The sequence below is a fragment of the Duganella sp. Root336D2 genome (genome assembly GCF_001425005.1).
Classification (GTDB): Bacteria; Pseudomonadota; Gammaproteobacteria; order Burkholderiales; family Burkholderiaceae_D; genus Rugamonas.
In genome coordinates this window covers 1-20,717 of record NZ_LMDB01000033.1, presented here as the reverse complement: position 1 = coordinate 20,717, position 20,717 = coordinate 1, and the positions used below count along the sequence as shown (strand labels likewise).

General features: G+C 55.2%; 16 protein-coding genes. 13 read left to right on the top strand and 3 right to left on the bottom strand.

What is annotated here, in order from left to right; translation table 11 throughout:
* Positions 1–14: 14 nt before the first annotated feature.
* On the top strand, positions 15–1,085 hold the full coding sequence (locus tag ASD07_RS32170; RefSeq protein WP_304439092.1) for an RHS repeat-associated core domain-containing protein: 1,071 nt from the start codon (positions 15–17) through the stop codon (positions 1,083–1,085).
* Positions 1,086–1,094: 9 nt separating this feature from the next.
* The gene (locus tag ASD07_RS18410) at positions 1,095–1,304 is read left to right on the top strand and encodes a hypothetical protein (RefSeq protein WP_156398087.1); all 210 of its coding nucleotides are present in this window, start codon (positions 1,095–1,097) and stop codon (positions 1,302–1,304) included.
* Positions 1,305–1,400: 96 nt separating this feature from the next.
* On the opposite strand, the gene ASD07_RS18405 is transcribed toward ASD07_RS18410, so the two are convergent.
* From ASD07_RS18405 to ASD07_RS18395, 3 genes are all read right to left on the bottom strand, one after another.
* Positions 1,401–2,650, bottom strand: a protein-coding gene (locus ASD07_RS18405; RefSeq protein WP_229207204.1) for an IS3 family transposase whose coding sequence is annotated in 2 segments (ribosomal slippage) — positions 1,401–2,365 and positions 2,365–2,650 — 1,251 coding nt in all. Because the reading frame shifts where the segments join, the coding sequence is not laid out codon by codon here.
* A 204-nt stretch (positions 2,651–2,854) separates the two neighbouring features.
* Positions 2,855–3,238 (bottom strand): hypothetical protein, encoded by a 384-nt coding sequence (locus ASD07_RS30995; RefSeq protein WP_156398086.1) that lies wholly within the window; start codon positions 3,236–3,238, stop codon positions 2,855–2,857.
* A 113-nt stretch (positions 3,239–3,351) separates the two neighbouring features.
* The gene (locus ASD07_RS18395) at positions 3,352–4,311 is read right to left on the bottom strand and encodes an HNH endonuclease (protein WP_082507422.1); all 960 of its coding nucleotides are present in this window, start codon (positions 4,309–4,311) and stop codon (positions 3,352–3,354) included.
* A 208-nt stretch (positions 4,312–4,519) separates the two neighbouring features.
* Here ASD07_RS18395 and ASD07_RS18390 point away from each other — a divergent pair, with 208 nt between their 5' ends.
* The 11 genes from ASD07_RS18390 to ASD07_RS18345 all read left to right on the top strand — a co-directional run bounded on the left by ASD07_RS18390 (position 4,520) and on the right by ASD07_RS18345 (position 20,572).
* On the top strand, positions 4,520–5,182 hold the full coding sequence (locus tag ASD07_RS18390) for a TetR/AcrR family transcriptional regulator (RefSeq protein WP_082507421.1): 663 nt from the start codon (positions 4,520–4,522) through the stop codon (positions 5,180–5,182).
* Positions 5,183–5,779: 597 nt separating this feature from the next.
* Entirely contained in the window at positions 5,780–6,946 is a 1,167-nt protein-coding gene (locus ASD07_RS30990; RefSeq protein WP_162246585.1) for a TonB C-terminal domain-containing protein, read from the top strand.
* Positions 6,947–7,042: 96 nt separating this feature from the next.
* Positions 7,043–8,677, top strand: a complete 1,635-nt coding sequence (locus tag ASD07_RS18380) for a hypothetical protein (protein ID WP_055933706.1) — start codon at positions 7,043–7,045, stop codon at positions 8,675–8,677.
* 245 nt (positions 8,678–8,922) lie between these two features.
* On the top strand, positions 8,923–11,073 hold the full coding sequence (locus tag ASD07_RS18375; RefSeq protein ID WP_055933703.1) for a type VI secretion system Vgr family protein: 2,151 nt from the start codon (positions 8,923–8,925) through the stop codon (positions 11,071–11,073).
* A gap of 7 nt (positions 11,074–11,080) precedes the next feature.
* Complete coding sequence (locus ASD07_RS18370) at positions 11,081–12,538, top strand: DUF2169 domain-containing protein (protein WP_055933701.1); 1,458 nt, start codon at positions 11,081–11,083, stop codon at positions 12,536–12,538.
* 30 nt (positions 12,539–12,568) lie between these two features.
* Positions 12,569–17,644: an RHS repeat-associated core domain-containing protein gene (locus ASD07_RS18365; RefSeq protein WP_055933698.1), complete on the top strand. Its 5,076-nt coding sequence runs from the start codon at positions 12,569–12,571 to the stop codon at positions 17,642–17,644.
* Positions 17,634–17,969: a hypothetical protein gene (locus ASD07_RS18360; protein ID WP_156398084.1), complete on the top strand. Its 336-nt coding sequence runs from the start codon at positions 17,634–17,636 to the stop codon at positions 17,967–17,969. Before ASD07_RS18365 ends, ASD07_RS18360 begins: the two co-directional genes overlap by 11 nt.
* A 52-nt stretch (positions 17,970–18,021) precedes the next feature.
* Positions 18,022–18,330: a hypothetical protein gene (locus ASD07_RS18355; protein WP_055933694.1), complete on the top strand. Its 309-nt coding sequence runs from the start codon at positions 18,022–18,024 to the stop codon at positions 18,328–18,330.
* Between the two features lie 137 nt (positions 18,331–18,467).
* Positions 18,468–18,863, top strand: a complete 396-nt coding sequence (locus ASD07_RS30985; protein WP_156398083.1) for a hypothetical protein — start codon at positions 18,468–18,470, stop codon at positions 18,861–18,863.
* Positions 18,864–18,919: 56 nt separating this feature from the next.
* Positions 18,920–19,231, top strand: coding sequence for a hypothetical protein (locus ASD07_RS18350; RefSeq protein WP_057246930.1), 312 nt, complete (start codon positions 18,920–18,922; stop codon positions 19,229–19,231).
* Positions 19,232–19,546: 315 nt separating this feature from the next.
* Entirely contained in the window at positions 19,547–20,572 is a 1,026-nt protein-coding gene (locus ASD07_RS18345; RefSeq protein WP_055933691.1) for an IS5 family transposase, read from the top strand.
* Positions 20,573–20,717 lie beyond the last annotated feature (145 nt).

Genomic DNA, 20,717 nt, shown 5'->3' with positions numbered 1-20,717 from the left:
ACATGGAGAAATACGTGTTCAAGAAAATCTTCTCGGCAGCATGGATGGCGCTGCTGCTCGTCTGCTGCCAACTGGCTGCCGCCGCACCCACCGTCAATGTCACGGCAAGCCCAAGCAACCCAACTGCGCCAGCAGCAGTAACACTCGCTGTCACCGCGACTTCGGATGGGAATCCGGTGATGGCCACGCAAGTGGAGTACTTCAACGGCGCCACTTCGCTGGGTGTGAGCCTTCAGTCGCCATTCTCGCTGACGCTAAACGAGCTCGCCGCAGGCACCTATCAGGTAATCGCAAAGGTCACCACAACCGATCCTGCCAACCCTGTTCTGCAATCGGCGCCGCTGGTAGTCACCGTCGGTAATGCGTCAGGCGCTGCGACAGCCTACTTCATCCACACAGACCAGCTAAATACGCCGCGTGCAATCACCAATGGCAGCGGCAACCTGGTGTGGCAGTGGGACAGCGATCCGTATGGTAAGGATGCAGCCAACGCTCAGCCAGCCGGGCAACTGAATTTCACATTCAATCAACGTTTCCCTGGGCAGCAATTTGACCGCGAAAGCAATCTGCATTACAACTATTTCAGGGACTATGACCCTGCACTGGGACGATACGTTGAAAGTGATCCGATTGGGTTGAAAGGCGGTGTCAACACATACGCCTATGTTGGCGGAAATCCAACAAGTAGAACCGACCCAAGCGGGCTCGCTTGGAACTGTATCTCAAACGGGTTTGTAACTACCTGCACGAATACGCCGCCGCCGGGGATGGTTGATCCAGAAATTCCGCCGCCTCAGCCAGCTGCACCTTCGACAAATGACGTTAGTCCATCGGCATGCCAATATTTCCCCACAGCGTGTGCAGTTGCTGGAATTAGCGAATTCGTGACGGATGCAATTGCCGGCGTATGCATGAAAGGTGACAGAGAACGAAAACGATGTGAAAAGGTGAAGGACACTTGCATTAAGCAGTGTAGTGTTGAGACGCTACCGACCAAAGACTATGGTATGGCCTTTGCGGTTTGTCTAAATAGGTGCATGGAAGCCAATGGTTGTAAAGCAGCCTCAGCAGGCGGGAAAAGGTAAAGGATGAATATGAAAACAGAAATCGCTCAGGAAATTAGTACGCAAATGACCGGCATCCTTGCCCAGCTAAATTCATCGATTGAATTCGCGATGGAAAACTGCACTGATAGTGAGTTTCACGCATTTCGTATGGGTGTAGGACGTGTGATGGGCGCCCTGGTTCTCGACGTATTGAATAAAGTGGACCCATCAGTCAAGACACTTTGCCGCTTAGTTTAAGCTGTGCCCATTTCCAATTCCACAGCTGCATGGCGCTGCCCCGTAATTCCTGCATTTTAAAGTGGACCCATCAGTCAAGACACTTTGCCGCTTAGTTTAAGCTGTGCCCATTTCCAATTCCACAGCTGCATGGCGCTGCCCCGTAATTCCTGCATTTTTCTGCTCGCCGTCATCGTCGCCAAATTTATCGACGATCAGTGCGCCGCCGCCGATCCCCGACCTGTAGACGCGATCCGGCGTTTCATAACGGAGTGCCTGATGCGGGCGCTCCGCGTTGTAGAACGCAAAATACTGCGCCAAGCCGACCATCAGCTCCGCCATGTTGGCATACCCTTTCAAGTACACGTCCTCATACTTCACGTTGCGCCACAGGCGCTCCACGAAGATGTTGTCCAGTGCCCGCCCGCGGCCGTCCATGCTGATCGCTACGCCTTCGCGTTTCAGCACACCAGTAAAGGCCGTGCTGGTAAATTGCGAGCCCTGGTCGCTGTTAAACACTTCCGGCCTGCCATGGTGGCGCAGTGCATCCTCCAGGCAGTCCACGCAGAACGACGCGTCCATGCTATTGCTGATGCGCCAGGACAGCACCTTGCGGCTGTACCAGTCAATCACGGCAACCAGGTAGGCGAAGCCCCGCGCCAGCCTGATATACGTCAGGTCTGTACTCCACACCTGGTTTGGCTGCGTGACCGCCACGCCGCGCAGCAGATACGGGTAGACCTTGTGCTCTGGGTGCGGCTTGCTCGTCGCCGGCCCCGGCGCCATGCCTGCCAAACCCATCCCGCGCATCAGGCGCTGTATCCGCTTGCGATTGACGCAGTAACCGCGCCCTCGTAGGAACACCACCATGCGCCGGCTGCCATAGAACGGCCGGTTCGTGTACTCCTCGTCGATCAAGCTGCGCAGCTGGCTATCCTCTTCGGTCAGACATTGCTCACGCGCTGCAGCTTCCATCCGTCGATAGACCGAAGAGCGCGCAATGCTTGCCAGCTCGCACTGCATCGTCAGCGGCATATCGTCGTCCCGCTCGATCCATCGTGCTCGTTCCGCCGGACTCATTCCCCTAGCTTTTTTTTAAGCCAATCCACCTGCATCTTCAGCTTGCCGATCTCGCTATACAGCTTGTCCTCGGGGCTGCTTTCATCGACCGGTTTGGGGCCGCGCTTAACGTCGAACAGGGCACCGGCATTCTCCAGGATCTCTTTCTTCCACTGACCGACAAGCACCGGATGCACACCGTACTCTTGCGCGATTTCCGTGACCGTCTTCACCCCGCGCACAGCCTCCAAAGCCACCTTGGCCTTGAATTCCGCCGTATGCACCCTGCGTTTTTTGCCTTCACTCATTTGCTATCATCCTTTCGCGGACGACAGCTTAAACCACCGTCTCAATTTCGGGGGCCACTATAGAATCCGTTATATGAGTCCAATCCAGAAGTCAGGCCGCCGAACTTTGAATAGCGGATTGTGACGCCGCCGTATGCACCCTGCGTTTTTTGCCTTCACTCATTTGCTATCATCCTTTCGCGGACGACAGCTTAAACCACCGTCTCAATTTCGGGGGCCACTATACTCTTTTCCATGCACACCATAGACCTGTTCAAAATTGAATCCACAGCACTTGCAGGCGTAGCCGTGATACGCCACGCAAAGCCTTCTTGCAGTTGCACTCCGCTCATACGCGTTGACGGCGATCTGTTTTACCGCGCCTTCGATTAGTCCTTCAGCTGCTTCAATCTCTCCGATCGCAAGACCATATTCAGTTGACGCATGACGGTATCGTCCGTGCGCTACCCGAATGAATTTTGACTCGCGCTTTGCCTCGGCGAACCCTTCTGCCTGCGGGCAAAAGTCTTCAATTTTTCGTTGAATAGTTTGGCGGAATGATCGTTCGTGCCGATAGTTTGGGGGAATCATGCCGTCGCAAAAACTCATAAGCACCTGCTCCTGAATCGCTTTCGCAGTTGCCTCGCCACCCAACTGAAGCAGGACAGTCTCGATGTCACAATATTGACTACGTATCCCATTTTTTCTCTGCTGAAGTTCAATTACACCAAAAAGACGTTCTTCCTGTGGTAGTCGAGATACGGTAGTTGTTCGTCCCTGAAAGCTGCATGCTCCTTGCTAACTGCTGTCTCGAGCCCAAGCCGAACGATATCGCTCGAATCAATATGAGCGGAGACAATTACTCTCCCATCATTCCAAAAACTGATGAGGCCTTTGTCAAATAGCAGGTCTACATTAGGGGATAGTAGGAGTCCATTATTACCGTCGAGGCGCTCAAAGCCATCTGCGCAAGACCGCCATGGCTTTATGTGGCTGGCTATCAATAGCCGCGGAGATGAGATCCCAGTGAGCCGACAACTCATCTCATGACGCATTACATTTTCTCGGAACGCACCTTGGCCACGACGTGCATTGATCTGCCGCAGCTTCTCAGTGCTCGAAAGAGCAATGTCCCTACTAATCTTCTCCTGCACTTCCTCGTCGGTAAGTTCCATTTGCAGTCCGCTATAGACAGCAAAACTACCTGGTCCGAACAATTCATCCAAGCTGACTTGACCGATACCTAACAGCGTCAAGAATAGCTGTTCATCAATTTCAGCAAGATAAACAGCCTGATTCCCATTTCCGGTGGTTAGACTCAACGGGGAATACTTGGCTGGAAGCAAATCCCGAATTCTATTGAAATGGGATTTAGGATGGAGTCCTTCGCCGAAAGGTCTCCAAAGAATGGGGAGCATCCAGCCCTCGTTATCCCAGGCATCGCCCGCAGGGCCAAACTCATCTGGCTTGATTCGAGAGAACGCGAAGTCGCAGACTTGACCAACATACTTAATGTAGGTGCCAGCATAGGACAGGACATAGTCCCCGGGCTCAGCACGGCGCATGTTGGAATAGAACAGATTCGATGAACCGTCGCGCTTCAATTTTGGCGACCATAGATATCCCCCACGGATTTCCTCCCGTGACGTCTGTTTATGGTTTACCCACCAGTAGCGTGCCATTATTCCCTAATGGTATCTTTCAGCACGATATTAATTTCCAAACCTTCAGTTGGTCAACATAAGATAATTCTTAGTAGTCGCAAGTCATTGCGGAATCCGACATTTCTAAATGCGCGAGCCTCGCAATGCAGCTCCGCATTGCCGTTGATCTGCGTGATCACTGCGTGGTAGTCTCAGCCGCGAACGCGCCCAATTAGAAATGAATCGAATGAACAAATCGAGCAGCGTAGAACAGCGAAAAATCCGCGAATCCGAACAGCGCCGCAAAGACATCATCAAAGCCGTCCGAGCTTTGATCAAGACTGGCGGTGCACGCGAGATCACTTTGCGCAAAGTCGCGGAGAAGGCGGGCTTTTCAACCACCGTCGTCTACAATCTGTTCCAGAACAAGGCCACGCTGATCACCCAGGCGATGGACGGCGACCTGCTCGACCTGGTCAAAGCCATGCGTAACGCCACTGAGGTGGGGCTATCGCCGCTGGAGAACATCCGGCGCACGGGCCAAGCCTACGTAACCTTCGGCATGCGCCACCCTGACCAATACGCGTTGGTCTTCATGGAGCGCCGGCCGCATGCACCGGTAGCTAGCTCGCGCGTTGAGCACGGCAACCAGGCGCAGGACCCCTATGCCTTTGCCTGCCAGCTCTTTGTCGACCTGGCCACCACTGGCCAGATTCCTGTGGAGCAGGCAGAGGCCATGGCCCAGATCTTCTGGGAAGGCTTGCACGGCATGGTGTCGCTGCGCCTGGTGTTCGGCGATGGGGAAGAATGGTTTGAGCATGACGAGTTCAATCGCCACCTCGAAGCCTTGATTGACGTGCTATTGAACGGAATGCTGCATCGCTTCAACAAACCGCCTGCACAGGCTTAAGCGCTGCAGGAGCCAACGGCGCTGTTGCAAATTCAGCGTTTCAGTTGCCGATTGGTCAATAGTCTGCTGCCTTTGTGATAGTCTGTTCCGATGTCCTCAGCAATCACTATCGGCCGGTCCTATAGTCTCCAGCGCGAGCCCTGGCGATTAAGCAGTGCCGTGGTGATTTCCGCCATCATCCACGCGGGACTGTTAAGCATTACCTTGGGGGGACAAACCTTCGGCCTCCCTGCCCTGAAATTTCCTTGGCAGGAACGACGCCTGGGTGCCAACGATTTGCAAGTACTGTTGCTGCCTCCACCGCCCTCTTCCCCTGCACCAGTGGCGCTAACGCCAGCACCACTCGCAGCTTTAAAAGAGAACGCTAACCCCGTCTTGGCACCAGTGGAGCGGCCTTCAGTCGCAAGTCCGGTGGCTTCAATGACCTCGCCCCCACCCGCTATCGGAAACAGCGAGGCACCTGCCGTCCTCATTCCGCCCCCAGCACCTGCGCACGCTCCAACCTCAATGCCGGTAACACCGGCTGGCAAGCTGCCGGATATACCGTCTCCACCCGCCCCTGCCGCCGCACCCACAAATGCTCCTGCCAACGCCACGGTGCGCAATATCCCCATTCAGGAACGCGAGGCACTCGTACCGGATAACGCTAGCGACCCTGCGCCAAAGGTTCTTGAGAAAGAGGCTCGTGAACGTACGCATGAATTGGCTAAGCTTGAACAAGAAAAGCAAGCGGCGGAACGCCTGCGTCAAGCCGAATTGATGGCAGACGCCCAGAGAGAAGCTGCGCGAAAAGAACAGCAACTGCAAGAGGCCGCGCGCCAGGAGCAGGAACGCGATGAAGCCGCACGCAAGGAAATCATCCGACAGGAACAAACCAGGCAAGCGCAGCTCGAAGCTGCCCGCCAGGAACAACTTCGCCAAGAGGCCATTCGCGTCGAGCAAGCAGCCAGGAACGAAGTTGCGCGACAAGAGGCTGAGCGCCAGGCGTTAGCCCGCCAGGAAGAAGTTCGCCGCGAACAGGCGAAACTGGAAGAGAAGGCACGCGAGGAGGCTGCCCGTCAGGCGCAGGAACGAGCCGAAGTCGCGCGCCTCGATGCCGCACGCAAGGCGGAAGCCCAGCGGGCAGAACAGGCAAAGCAAGCGCAGCTTGAGGAGGCACGCCAGGCACAACAACTGGAAGCGGCGCGCCAGGAGGCCATTAAACAAGAGGCTGGGCGACAAGAAGCCGCAAAGCAGGAGGCCGCGCGCCTTGAACAATCGAAACGCGAGCAGGCGCAACTGGAGAAAGCGAAGCAGGAAGCTGAACGGGAAGAGCGCCTGCGCGCAATCGGCAGGCAACTCAACGAAGAGGCGGCCCAGCGCGACGCGGCGTTGAAGAACCCTTCACGCTCACTGCTCCCTACGGTTAGCGGCATGCGCCGCGGCTGGCTTTTTGGTCGCGTCGATCCAAATGCAGACCTTGTTCAATATGCAGATGCGATAAGCAAGAAGTTCGAACTGAATATGGCATTCGACATGGTTCGCGAAGCAGCAAAACAGCGGCACGTTCCGCCCATGGTCACGTTGGCGATTCGCGCTGACGGGTCGGTAGAGAAAGTCACTTTCGTCGTTTCCAGCGGGGTGCCGGCGATCGACGAGGCAATTCGAAACGTGGTGGCCAGGCATGCTCCTTATGGTGCATTCCCTCCCAACCTGGCACGCCAGTATGACGTGATCGAGATTCGACGTACCTGGATATTTGATACCGCCATTCGCCTTCAGTGAAACCCCAACCCTCGGGGTCAGTTAAGATCTGGTGATCTTTTAGCCACGTAGCACTTTATTTTGAAGAACCCGCCCGCCGGGCCCCAGTGAGACACAATGATTCAAGAATGGATTCAAAAACTTTTGGCCCGGAAGCCGGCTTCTTCATCGCTTGCGGACGTATTCGTCAAACCGTGGGCAGCAGACCGGGTATCGATCTTCAGCTTCCTGGCAGCGTTTCCAACTAGTTCACAGGAAGGGCTACCTGAAGCCGCGTATGAGCTTCCGGACGACGATATCGTCAACAGCCGGTCCGGTAGCAAGCTGCGCTGGGCAGCCGGCGCACTGGACGGGGCGTTCGGGCACCATACGAGCGATAGTGCATCCGCCGATGTGGTGGCGATTCACGATGTCTTGTTGTCGGCGGCGAGAAGCCCGACCGCAGACAATCTGAAGACGCTCTACGACATGCTGGCGGCCGACAACGCCTTAAGAACTGTCGATCCGCTGCTGCAAAACATCCGCGGCACAGCGAACGTGCCGGTTGACCGACTGCGCGCCCTGGCTCGATGGCTGGCCACCGAAAGCCCGGATCGCGGCGCCGTGAAATTCGGCATTGCCTTACTGGGGCTGTTTGCACCTGCTGAAGATACAGACCTCCTGGTAACACTCGGTTTGCACGAAGAGTTCACGCTCTATAGCGTTGTGGCATTAGGCAGCACCTTGAGCGCGGATGAAGTTGAAACGGCATGGTGGCAGATCGCACAGCGTGTGCATGGCTGGGGCCGAATTCATATTGTCGAACGACTCGCCAATACCCAGCGTGCCGACATTCGTTCGTGGCTGCTCCGGGAAGGCTACAAAAATTCTGTGATGTACGAGTACCTTGCCTATAGCTGCGCTACAGGCGGGAATCTGCTCGGTGCACTTGAGTCAGAAAATATCGACGACGCGTTACTAACAGGAGCCGGCGAGATTATCGAGGCACTGATTAACGGCGGCCCTGCCGAGGACATCAGTTATTACGACGATGGCTACAAGGCGGTACCTTTGTACGTTCGTACAGCTGCAAAAGCAGAAACCGGGAACTTGAAGGTTCTTGTGGCCATCTCACGCATCCTCGACTTCGTAGACAACGAAGACACCGAATGGGCGCCTCTTGAATCAATGGGATGGTCTGCGGATGTGCGTACACAACTGGCTACTGCATGCCGGGCTTTTCTCGCCGCGAAATACTGGCCAAAAGCTGTTGAAGATGCATGGTCTACGAATGACGACCAGATATTCTGGACGGCGGCCAGGGCCGGCGAAATTCTCGGCCTCGATGTATGGGAAAAGCGATTTGAGCGACAGAATGCCAAACTTTCCGAACAATGGTACTACCTGATGCGTACAGATGATCCCGCCCGCATTCAAGCCGTGATCGACCTTCTCCTCACCCAGTTCGACCTGGCTACAATCGCAACCGGGCCAGCGGAAGAAATGGGGCTCGGTCCAGGCAACGAAAAGTACTCGGCAATCGGCGCAGTACTTCAGGATATCGGGCGTTTTCCTGGAACAGGATGGCCGCTGGTCCAAGCTGGTTTGCGTAGTCCGGTCATTCGAAACCGCAATATGGCAATACGTGCCCTGAAAGGATGGGGCGTGGCAAATTGGCCAGATGGCACGCGCCAGATCTTGCAGCGCGCTTTCGATGATGAGCCTTATCCGGACACGAAGGAAGCGTTGGCAGAAGTACTCGCGCTCAAATAATCTCGAGCCCAGCACATCAAATGGGCATGTTGGCCGGGATCCTCCTCTCGAGGACGCCTTTGACTATGTGCGTGTATGTCAGATAGCGCCCTCCCCGCCCGCCAATTCAGTTACTTGCATATTACAAGCAAGTCGCCACGAAACAATCTGTGAATTTTGCTGCAATGTTATTCAAGTAGTATGCGGGCTCGATTCAACCTTGAGTTTCACGCAGCACGATTGAAACATCATTTGCAGGTACCTGAATGAACATGATTTCCGACGCCTTCCAGGCGTTCAGTGACTCGCGCCAAACCAACCGCCTGCTGCGATTGCGTTTTCCTAACGAGGACGGCCCCCAAGCCAAATTACTAGCCAACAGCCTGGATGCTGAAGAATGCCTCTCGCGCGACTTCAGGTTCACCATTGAAGTCATTACCAACGATCCCGACATCGCGCTGAAAGACGTGCTGGGCAAGATGGTGACCGTGGAGCTGGTACGCGAAGATCGCAGCCTGCGCTACTTCAATGGCTATGTCTTTGAATTCCAGCGCCGCCGTGCCGATGGCGGCTATGTTTATTATGAGATGGTGCTGCGGCCTTGGCTGGCCTACCTGGGCCTGCGGCGCGATAACTATCTCTTTCATGGCAAATCGCTCTCGCAGCAAAGCGAAGACATTCTGGGCGACTATGCGCTGCGTGATGTCGAATTCCGAACTTCGGGCAAGGATCCGGAGTTCACGGATGCCTGCCAGTTCAACGAAAGCGATTACAACTACCTGCACAGGCGCTGGGAGCAGGCTGGCTGGTTCTATTGGTATGAGCATCGGGCGAACGGGCATACACTGGTAATCTCGGACGACTCCACAAAAGCATCGCCAATTGACGGTGCAAGTGCCGACATTCCATTCCAGAAGGAAGCTGGAGCCAAGGAAGACGACGCGCTGGGAAGCTGGACGCCGGTGCGCAACATGGCGCCGAGCAGTTTCGCTTTGGCCGGTTTTGATTTCAAAAAACCGCACCCGGTACTTGCCAGCCTGCCTAGCGTCAATCAACAAGGTAAAGTCCTCAAAACGGAAGTATATGAATACGCTGGCACCTATGGTTTCAAGGACCAGGGCGATGCCGATGACATCACGCGCCTGCGTCTTGAAGAGATCGAAGCCAAGGCCAAGTATTTTGAAGGTACCGGCAATGACCGTAGCGCACAGCCTGGCCGCTGCTTCGAGCTGACTGGCCACTTCGACGATGCTGGTGGCAGTGCAGACGACAGGACGTTCCTGATCCTGGAAGCCTGTCATAATGCCAGCAACAATTATCAAGCCGGCCGCGACTCCACATCGCGTTACAAAAATACCATCCGCTGCATCCGCAAGAAAATCCCTTGGCGACCGGGCAGGAATTTCAATAGCGAGCAAACCAAAGTCTATGGTTTGCAGACCGCGTTGGTAGTAGGCCCACCGGGCGAGGAGATCTACACGGACGAATATGGCCGCGTGCGAATCCAGTTCCATTGGGACCGCATCGGTGCTTATGACGAAAAGAGCTCGGCCTGGGTACGTGTCGCTACAGCTTGGGCGGGGCCGAACTTTGGCATGACCTCCATTCCTCGTATCGGTACGGAAGTGATCGTGCAATTCCTTGATGGGAATCCGGATCGTCCACTGATTACTGGCATGGTGCCCAATGCGAAATCGATGCCGCCATGGGAACTCCCCGCCAATAAAACGCAGAGCGGCATCCTGTCCCGGTCCACGCCGGGCGGCGTCTATGACAATGCGAATGCAATCCGATTCGAAGATAAGAAGGGCAATGAGCAGCTTTGGCTGCACGCCGAAAAGGACCAGCTCACCGAGGTCGAACACGATGAGGATAAATGGGTCGGCAACGACCGGCGCAAGACGGTTGACCGCGACGAAACCACCGAGGTAAAGCGCGACCGCAAGGAAACCGTTGGCCACGACGAAACCATCACCGTGCACAACAACCGCACAGAACGGGTGGACCATGACGAAACCATCAGCATTGGCGACAATCGTTCGGAAGACGTCGGCAAGGATGAAAACGTCAAGATTGGCGGCAGCCGCCACGTCACCGTCGGCAAGGTGAAAACTGAAACCGTAGCCTTGGCAAAGATGCTGACCATCGGCGGAGCCTATCAGACTACCGTTGGCGCAGCCATGAACACCACGGTAGCGCTGATGCAGGCGGAGCAGGTGGGCCTTTCCAAGTCTGTCACTGCCGGGCAAAAGATTACCTTCACTGCCGGGGAAGAATTCCGCATCGAAGTGGGCGAAAGCACGTTCTACATGAACAAGGATGGCCGCATCGAGATAACCGGCAAGGAAATCATCATCCGCGCGTCGAAAAAGATTGAGCTGCACGGTGACGACGTAGATACCAATCCGAAGGCATGAGAATACTTTGATCCCATCTATTCCCAGCCTGCGGTTCGATAACCGTACAGAGTTGGACGCGCTGCATTTCGATACCATTGACCAGAATGGCGTGGCTTTTCACGTCATCGTCGCCAAGACCGGCTATCGCATTGTGCCGGGCGAAACCAACGCCATGGCCAAACTGGTCCCGACAGAAGAGCCGTTGCCGCTGTACGACCAGGACCACCACCATGACGACGACCTGGAAAAGAGCGTACGAGTGGAAAGCGACCTGGCTCCGTACAAGCCAGCCTGCGATGTGGTGGTGATTGGCGAAGCCCATCCGCCGGCCAATGCGAAGGTATCGCATTTCAATGTCGGCCTGCGCGCAAACTATCCAGATGCACCGGCACCGATACCGGAACGGCCGCGCCCGCTCAATCCCATGCAAGCCCTGTCGACCGCTGCGTTCGAGGAATGGCAGCAGCAAGTGGCTATTGCGGAACGCACCCGCATCCCCGGCAAGGTACTCATCGATAAAACGCTGAACGTCACTGGAAAACGCTATTTGCGCCGCCGCGCCGCACCTTTGAGATGGCTGGGTGGCTTGGCCCGGGCTGTGTCATTGGGTGCGCTCCAGCCGACTCCGTGGTGCCTGACGTCTGCGGAACCGGCAACCGCCGTCCCACTGCGATATGAGTCGGCCTTGGGTGGGGAATGCCGCATTGAGCGTTCCAGCGGGTTGACGAACCGGATCCCGAAAAAGCACCGATTGAAGGATGAGCAGACCGCCAACTACCCAACGCCGCCGGGCGCCCCCGACGCGCACGACAGCAGCCAGCAAAACCCTGTGGGCTGTGGTTTCAGCAGGAACTGGTATCTGGACGCGACCCGGACGTTCGAAATGCTTGCTCCGCGCATCGAGCCCCCGTCAAAGCCGTTCAGCGCAGACATGTTCTGGAATATCGCCAAAGGCCAATCCGATTTGGCGACGGCAGGTATGGGGTTTGTGGGGCGTGGCTGGCTGCCGCGCCGGCAGTTGGTGGGCACGGTTGAAGAGAAGACCGAATGGCAGGAAGGCGAGATTCCGCTTCTGCCTAAGGATTTCGATTTCCGCTATTGGAATGGCGCCCCCGATGACCAGCAGTGCCAACATCTATTCGGCGGCGAGCAGTTCAGGCTGACCAACTTGTCGCATCCATCGTCCAACGTTGCGCAGCTTGACACAGACGGCAACCGGCAACTGGCGTTCGCGCTGCCGCAACATTCCCTGTTTGCCATGGCCGCCACGGAAGCGGGTGAGGTTGCAGTCTGGCCGCTGGCGATCGATACGGTCATCATCAATATGGAATCAGAGCAGGTCGAACTCGTATGGCGACTTGCCATCGTGGCTGATGGCGATTTCGCGGACGTTCGACTGATGCAGGCCACGGAACCCGATCAATTGACGCGCCTGAAAGACTGGCAGGCAGCCCAGTCCCAGCCTGCGCCGCTCGCCGCCTGATACACCGCATAACTCGCAATACGAATCGCCATGGCTCACGAAACAGTCACCAAATCCAAACGCTTCTACTGCGTCAGCCTCAGCCCGGACCTCTGCAAGACGCCGGTAGGCAGCAGCGTTGCCATCCTTCCTTACAACATCAAGGGAGAATTCAAGAACGCAGCCGACGTCTCAAGAAACGTCAAGACCCAGGGCGAGCAAGTCCTGCTTCACAATAAGAGCTTCATCCCGAGCATTACTGGCGATGAACGAGGCACGCTGGGCGGCATCAAGAGCCAGACCTACCTCAAGCGTGCGCAGCCGCTGGAGTTCAGTTCGACCAAGGGGTCGAATGGCGCCCAGACGGTACAGGAATCGCGCCTGATCTACATGAACGACAAGAATACGATAGGGCGTATTCACGAGCGACAGGTACAAGCGCCACGGCCGCGGCTGAAGATTCTCGGCGTGGAGTTGCCGACGTTGAAAGAGGCGGCACAGGAATACAAGGACAAGTACTCCGAACCGATGCACGATTTTGGCGGCAAAGCGATGGATACCGGCGGCAAGATCGGCATGGGCAGCGCTGCGCTTGGCGGCGCAGGGCTTGCGGTTGGCGCTACCGGTGTCGGTTTGCCGGCGGCTGCAGTGATGGAGACCGGCGCTGCAGCTGGTGCCACAGTTGGTGGCGCCGTGGCCGGTACTGGCTTAGCGGTCGACACCTCCGCCACTGCGATGGATAAGGCGGCTGACTACATCCTGAGTGGCAAATCGCCCGACATCATGGGCACCCTCGGGGGAATGGCCACCAATGCGGCGGAGAACCTGGTCCTGAAAAAGATTCCTGGTGCAAGCAGCCTCTTAAAGCGCCTCTTCAAGAAGAAGGAAGTGCCAGGTAAAACGCCTCCCCAACCCAAGAAGCCCCCCGCAGACAGCAAGGGCGGAGGCGATAAGGACGGCAAGGACGGCGGCAAAACGAAGAAGCCGAAGAAAGAAAAAGCAGACAAGCCATCGGACTGCTGCCCGAAAAATGGCGCGCCAGGGGGCAAGTCAGTTAAGAGCAAGCACCCTGTGCACTTTGGCACCGGCGAAGAAATTCTCTCGCAAACGGACTTCGTTTTAGCGGGAGCCGCCTCGTTCGCATGGGTGCGAAGCTACCGCTCCGGTTCTGAAACCGAGGACTGGGGTCTTCTTGGCGCTCGTTGGGCCACGCCTTTTACAACCTCGATATCTGTCTGCGAACAGGGCATCGTTTATCACGATGCCAGTGGCCGCGCATTGCGCTTGCCAACCTTGGCAGCGGGCAAGCAGCACGACAACCGCGCAGAAGGATTTTTGCTAAGCCGCGACAATGACAGCCAGTTTACGCTGCGCTGGCGTGATGGCAGCAATGACATTTTCCTCATCGGACCGGACAGCTGGCTGCCTCACGGGTATCAGGGCGTCAACGCCATGCTTGCACCGCGCCTGGCAGTGCGTGCGCAACGCTTCTACCTTGTTCGAAGCGCTAGTCGCGACGGAAAAGGACTGCATATTGAGCGGCACCACAATGCCAAGCCAGGCGAAGTGTTGCTACGTTTGCGCACTGATGACGATGTCACGATTGAGGCTATTCGCGACGCTTACCTGCCTGCCGAACTGGGGCCGAATACTCCTGAAACAGTTCCCCGTATTGGCCGCATTGAGCAAGTGCGCGCCGACGGGAGCCGGGAATGCCTTGCGCAGTATCGATACGAAGCAGACATCATTGGTGAAGAAAGCGCGGTTGATCCGATGCCGCTTCGCTGTGATCTGGTACAGCAGACTGGGGCCGCTGACGCATCGCGCACCTACGCTTACCGGCACCATCTCTTAACGCAATACACAAGCTACACCGGTTTCACACATGGCTTGGAATGGGTCAGCCTCGCCTTCCTGCGCGAGCGCTGGGCTGGAAACACGCTGGCCGATGCCGAATTGGCGCAGCGTCATCCGATCACATTGAACAACAGCTACCAGGCGCGTGCGGTGCGCACAACCACGGCTGACGGTAACGACGAAGTCAGCATCGCCTACATCGACAGCGATACCACTCGCGTTACCGAAGCGGATGGTGGTGTGCTGGAATATCGCTTCAATGCCGACTGGCTGCCGACTGAGGTCCGCCGCATCGCCCCTGACGGCAGCAGCCGCTCTTTGGGGCGGCGCGAGTGGGACAGTGATGGCATGCTGCTGGCTGACATCGACGCTGAGCATCAGGCTACTCGCTATACCTATGATGCTTCCGGAAATCTGACATCGGTCACGGACGTGCTACATCATGTCACCCGCATCGAATACGATGGCGCCAACGCGCCAGTAGCCGTTACCGACGCTCTCGGCCACACTACACGCACAGATTACGATGACACCGGACGCATCGTCAAACGCACCGATGCTTTGGGCCATAGCACCTGCTATGCATATGATTCCCAAGGCCGCTTGGCAGTCCTGACGGATGCCAGAGGAGGCGCCAAGCATCTGAGCTACGACAATGCGGGGCGACTGGCTTCGTACACAGATTGCTCAGGCTACATTAGCCGCTACAGCTACGACAAATACAGCCGCCTGGCCGAGTTCATTGACGCCACAGGCAACACAAGCCGCTATGCATACAATGCAGGCGGCCAGGTTACCGCCATTACCCGGCCGGACCACACAACAGAAAAATTTGAGTACGACCGTGACGGAAATCTGCTCGTCCACATCGATGGCAAAGGCCAGACCACGCGATATGGTTACAACGGCCATGGTTTGCTCAATGAACGCATTGACGCCAACGGGCAAATGCTGCGTTACGCCTACGATAAGGCATTACGCCTGGTTGAACTGGTCAACAGCAATGGTGAATCGTACCGTTTTACCTATGACGTAGAAAGCCGCATGGTCAGCGAAACGGGGTTTGATGGCAAGACAACCACCTACGTTTATGACAAAGCGGGACAATTGATCGCCAGCGCCTGCAACGGCAGGCAAACAGAATTCGCCCGTGATGCACTGGGACAGTTGCTGGCAAAGAGTTGCGCCGATGGCGGTGTGCGTTACGCTTACGACGCGCTCGGCCGCCTGACTGCTATAGCATCGTCGCATGCCGAGCACCGGTTCCAATACGACCCTCTGGGCCAAGTGGTCGACGAACGGATGGCCTACGCCCGCCAGGCGTCACAACTGCCGAACGAAGTGCAGGAATTCGCTGCTGCCTTCACTTTGACGCACGCCTATGACGAGTTAGGAAACCGAATCCAGACCACCCTTCCCAACGGTCGCAAGATTGACACGCAGCGTTACGGCTCGGGCCACTGGCACGGTACGCTTTGGCAGGGTAAATCGCTGGTAGACCTGGAGCGCGATCATTTGCACCGGGAGACCACGCGCCAGCTGGGCGGCGAAAAAGAACGGTTGACCGAACGCCGTGGTTACGATCCGCAATCGCGCCTGAGTTCTTTTACGCTGAACAAAGGAACACAGCGCCTGCGCGAGCGCCGATATGAATATGACGCAGCCAGCAACCTGACCTTCATCGAAGACCATTTCCGCGGCAGCATCCGCTACACCTACGATCCGCTTGGGCAGTTGCTCTCGGCCGTACAGCCGGACTTGAGCGAAACCTTCATATTCGATCCCGCCGGCAATCTGCTCGACGCGGAAGGAGGCGGTAAGCCCGCGTCGATCGAGACCCGCAAAATTGTGCGTGAGCTGGATGAGCAGCCTTCTGCAAGCGTCGTGCCGGCAAGGATCGCAAAGGTCACCCACAACTTGCTGCTGCAGTATATGGGCCATGACTATGAATACGACGCGCACGGAAATACTATTCGCAAGCGTTCACGCGTGGCTGCGGGGGCAAACGATGAAGGCGTTCTTGAATTCTCTTACGATACTGAAAACCGGCTGACTACTGCCATCCGCACTTTCGCAAACTCAAGGCAGGTAGCACGCTACAGCTATGATGCGTTTGGGCGGCGCATCGCCAAGCAGGTCTCAGAAGAACGTTGGGAGGCAGGGAATGACGCGCCGCCCGCTGGTGTTACCGATACGGGCGCTCGTACGTTCTTCGTCTGGGATGGTGACACGCTGTTGCAGGAAGTGCGACCGGATAGAACGATCACCTATCTTTACGAACCAGACAGTTTCGTGCCACTCGCCCGAATTGAATCGCGTGAAGGGGCGGCCTGTTATAAGCCGGATGCTAGCCATTTATGCCTCGTGGAGGAATGGGCGCTGCCCGGCATCAAAAATGATCCGGCTGCACATATCCAGGTGTGGCATGCGCAGCAGGAATTCGACAAAGCGCAAGCCCATCGGGCAGACTGGCTCCACCGGCTCGAACAGGCCGACGGCGGATCCAGCACGGACCACATTCTTTACTACCAGTGTGATCACCTTGGCACTCCACTTGAGTTGATCGATGGCCACGGCAAGATTTTCTGGTCGGCGCGCTACCGCGCCTGGGGCGGCGTTCTGCTCTACGGAGCGACAGGGGTCGTGCAGGCGCTGCGGTTCCAAGGACAGTACTATGACGAAGAGACCGGACTTCATTACAACCGGCATCGCTATTACGACCCCGTTACAGGGCGGTTCCTGTCGCAAGACCCCATCGGACTCCGCGGCGGCGAAAACCCCTACATGTATGGGCCAAACCCTACGAGGTGGACCGATCCTAATGGGCTGAAGCGGACCCCGTACAGTGGAAATTGTGCCGACGAAGCGGCGCGTGGCGCACTGGATGCAGCTAATGCCAAAGCGATTAGAAAGAACAAAGAGTATGGTGGGCTGATTTATGAGAAGGGTGGTAAATATTTTGCAACAATTCCGGTTGCCGGCACCGATCGTACTTATAAGCCAATTTTTGCTCTACCACAGGTTCCGAATGGCGCGACAGTCGTTGGGGATTATCATACCCACGGCGACTATTCTATCGAGGGAAAAAATGGAAACGTTATTAGAACAAGTGATCCATTGCGAGATAGTTTTAACAGCGACGAATTTTCGCGCAGAGATAAGGAAATTCATATGGTGGCATCTTTAAAAAATAAGTGCCACAGATCCTATCTCGGCACCCCAAGTGGAAAATATAAAGTGTTACAAGGAGGTGTCGAACGTGATTTTTAATAAACATATCTTACCTGAGCTTGATAGTTTTCATCCACGGGATTTCAATTTGCCAGGCTCGGCTATCATGGCAATGAGCATTGCTTACGACGAGTTCATGATTTTCTCGAAGGGCGAATGGTCGCTTGATAATTACCAGATTTGCATTAGCTATACGGACGATATGGATTATATGTCCATTGCTTTTCTGCCCGACCCCGCTTATGAGATAAATGGGATACCGTTTGAAGTGGCTAGCCGGGGAATGTATAAAAATGGCCGTGGCGTTGAATATATTTATTCTTTGATGGATTTTTCATTGGTCAAAAAAATCCTTATCCGATAAGCCAACTCATTGACCGCATGGAAAGTGGGTTTCTAATATCAATGGTGGAGCAATGACAAATTTTAGTAAAGAAAAGCTTAGCACAATGACGGATTACCCCGGCGACATACTTCTCCGCGGTAAGGCACTAAAAATTATCAGCCTTGCTTGCAAAAAATATTTGGAAGATCAAGGGGATAAGGATTCACTAAAGTACTATGAGATCAACGTTAAAATCGACGATTCGCGCAATGTGGTTGAGGTTTACTTTCTTCTGACGAAAGGCGATGAGATTATCCTAAAAAAGAAGGATATTAATGAGATAATTAAGTATATTTTTGATTCTGATACCTACAGGCTGATTGATGTTGCGGCGATATGATTGTCATATATTGATATTATTCCGAGTAAGACCAGGCTCTGAAACATTGAGAGCGGACAACTAAACGTGAGTTGCCTGCCGGCGTGCCAAAGTGGTCCTGGGCGTGACGATACGTCTCGGATGGCCACACGTTGTTGGTGCAACCAGCTAAAATAATCACCTTTTTAAAAAAAGAATTTTTCAAGGAGGTGCTGAGCGTGTCTTCGTATAATGATAAATTGTTCGGTTTGGAAAATCTTTACCAGCGAAGCTTTAGCTTTTCTGGTGAGATCGTTAAGGCAGCGAATCTAGCTTACGAAGAGTTTATGCTTTTATCAAAAGGCGAATGGCCCTTAGATAACTATTCAGTATGCTTCAGCGTTACGGATGATTATCGATATACTTCCTTTTCTCTTATCCCAGATCCCGCTTATGAAATAGGTGGAATACCATTTGAAGTACCTTATCGCGGAATGTACAAGAACGGGCGTGGCGTGGTTTACATCTATGGCTTGGTGGACTATTCGCTGGTCAACACAACTTATATGCGATGAGAGTTACCATTGAGAATATCCGATGAAAATCAGAAGGAATTTTGTGGCGAATGGCAATGAATAGTAAAAACGAATGGGATGGACTGAAGTCGAATTTCCCAGGCAATGCTTTGTATAGAGGGAAAATATTGAAGTTTATAAGCATTGCGTATGAGAAATATCTTGAGCATGGGGGCGACGAGGCTTCGCTAAAGTATTACGACGTAGTTGTGGAAATAGATGAAGCTGGTAAATTTGTCGAAATATTGTTTGCCCTGAAAATTGTCGACCAGGCCATAAAGCCAACGATTGATCTCATGGACATTATTGGCTTCACATTTGACTTTGGCGACGGAAGGTTGATTGATGTCGCAACAGAACGGCGATAGCTCATCCTCATTTCTTCGGGCTGAAATTTGGCCGGCTTCGACCCGCTGCGTTGGTTGAGTCATTCAACGGGCACCGCGAGTCATCAAGAGACGCCATGACCAGCAAAACTATCGCCCTTCGCCAGTTTGATGGCACCGCCAACCTGATGAAGGGCACCTCGAAAAACCTCGCCATTGATGGCATGATCTTGGCTTCTTCGATCTGAGCCGAATTCGATGATCAAAACCAGTCTGTTTGCCGACCAGGAGNGGGCACCTCGAAAAACCTCGCCATTGATGGCATGATCTTGGCTTCTTCGATCTGAGCCGAATTCGATGATCAAAACCAGTCTGTTTGCCGACCAGGAGCGTGAAGCGAAGCTGAACAAGCTTGGCGACGCGTTGCAGGTGCTGGAGCAGCATGTGGACTTCAAGGCGTTGGCCGCTGAAGTTGACCGTGCTGCGCCGCGCCCATGCCGCGAACGCGGCGGCCGTCCGCCGTTCCCGACCGAGTTGATGGTGCGGGTTCTGCTGATCCAGCAATTGTTCAACCTCTCTGACGAGCAGATGGAATTCCAACTGCTTGACCGCCTGAGCTACCAGCGATTTGTCGGCTTGCGAAGCAGCAGCCAGATCCCGGACCGCACCACGATATGGACCTTTAAGGAACGACTGATCGCGGCCGGCGCCAGCGAAAGCATTTTCGATGCGGTCAATCGCCAACTGGCCAAGCACGGCTTCATCGCGCGTGGCGGACAGATGATCGACGCCAGTTTTGTGCAAGTTCCCAAGCAATCGATGGACAAGGAGGAAAAGGCCATCGTGGCGCAAGATGCGATGCCCGCCGACTGGAAGCCGGCCAAGCGGCGCCAGAAAGACATTGACGCGCGCTGGACCAAGAAGCATGGCAAGTCCTATTTCGGTTACAAGCTCTCGGCCAACGCCGACAAGCGCTACAAGCTGATCCGAAAAATCAAGATCAGCACCGCCAGCGAGCATGACACCCTGCATTTTGAAGAGGTGCTCGATCCGGCCAACACCAGCCGCGACGTCTATGCCGACAAGGGCTATGTCGATGGCGGGCGCGAAGCCCATCTGCGCGGCCAGGGCTGGCGCATGCATATTCAGCGCAAAGGCCACAAGGGCAAGCCGCTGTCGGAAGCGCAAGAACGACGTAACCGGCGGATCGCTTCGCCGCGCGCTCGCGTCGAACATGTGTTCGCCGGACTGGCGCAAATGGGCGGCAAGGTCATGCGCTCGATCGGTCTGGCGCGCGCCACGCTGCATCTGAACTGGAAGGTCGCCGCCTATAACTTGCAGCGCCTTTCCTACCTGAAGGAGGCCCGTATCGAGGCGTTTTGACGCCCGAAGTCCGTCCGGACTGCCGAAATGGCCGGTTCGGACGACAAAAATGGTCGTCAGGATGGTCTGGAAGATACCGCCGCCAAGTTAGCGGGCAAATTCTCGCTTACTCCAGTGACTGAATTTCCGGTAATTCGAGGCGCCC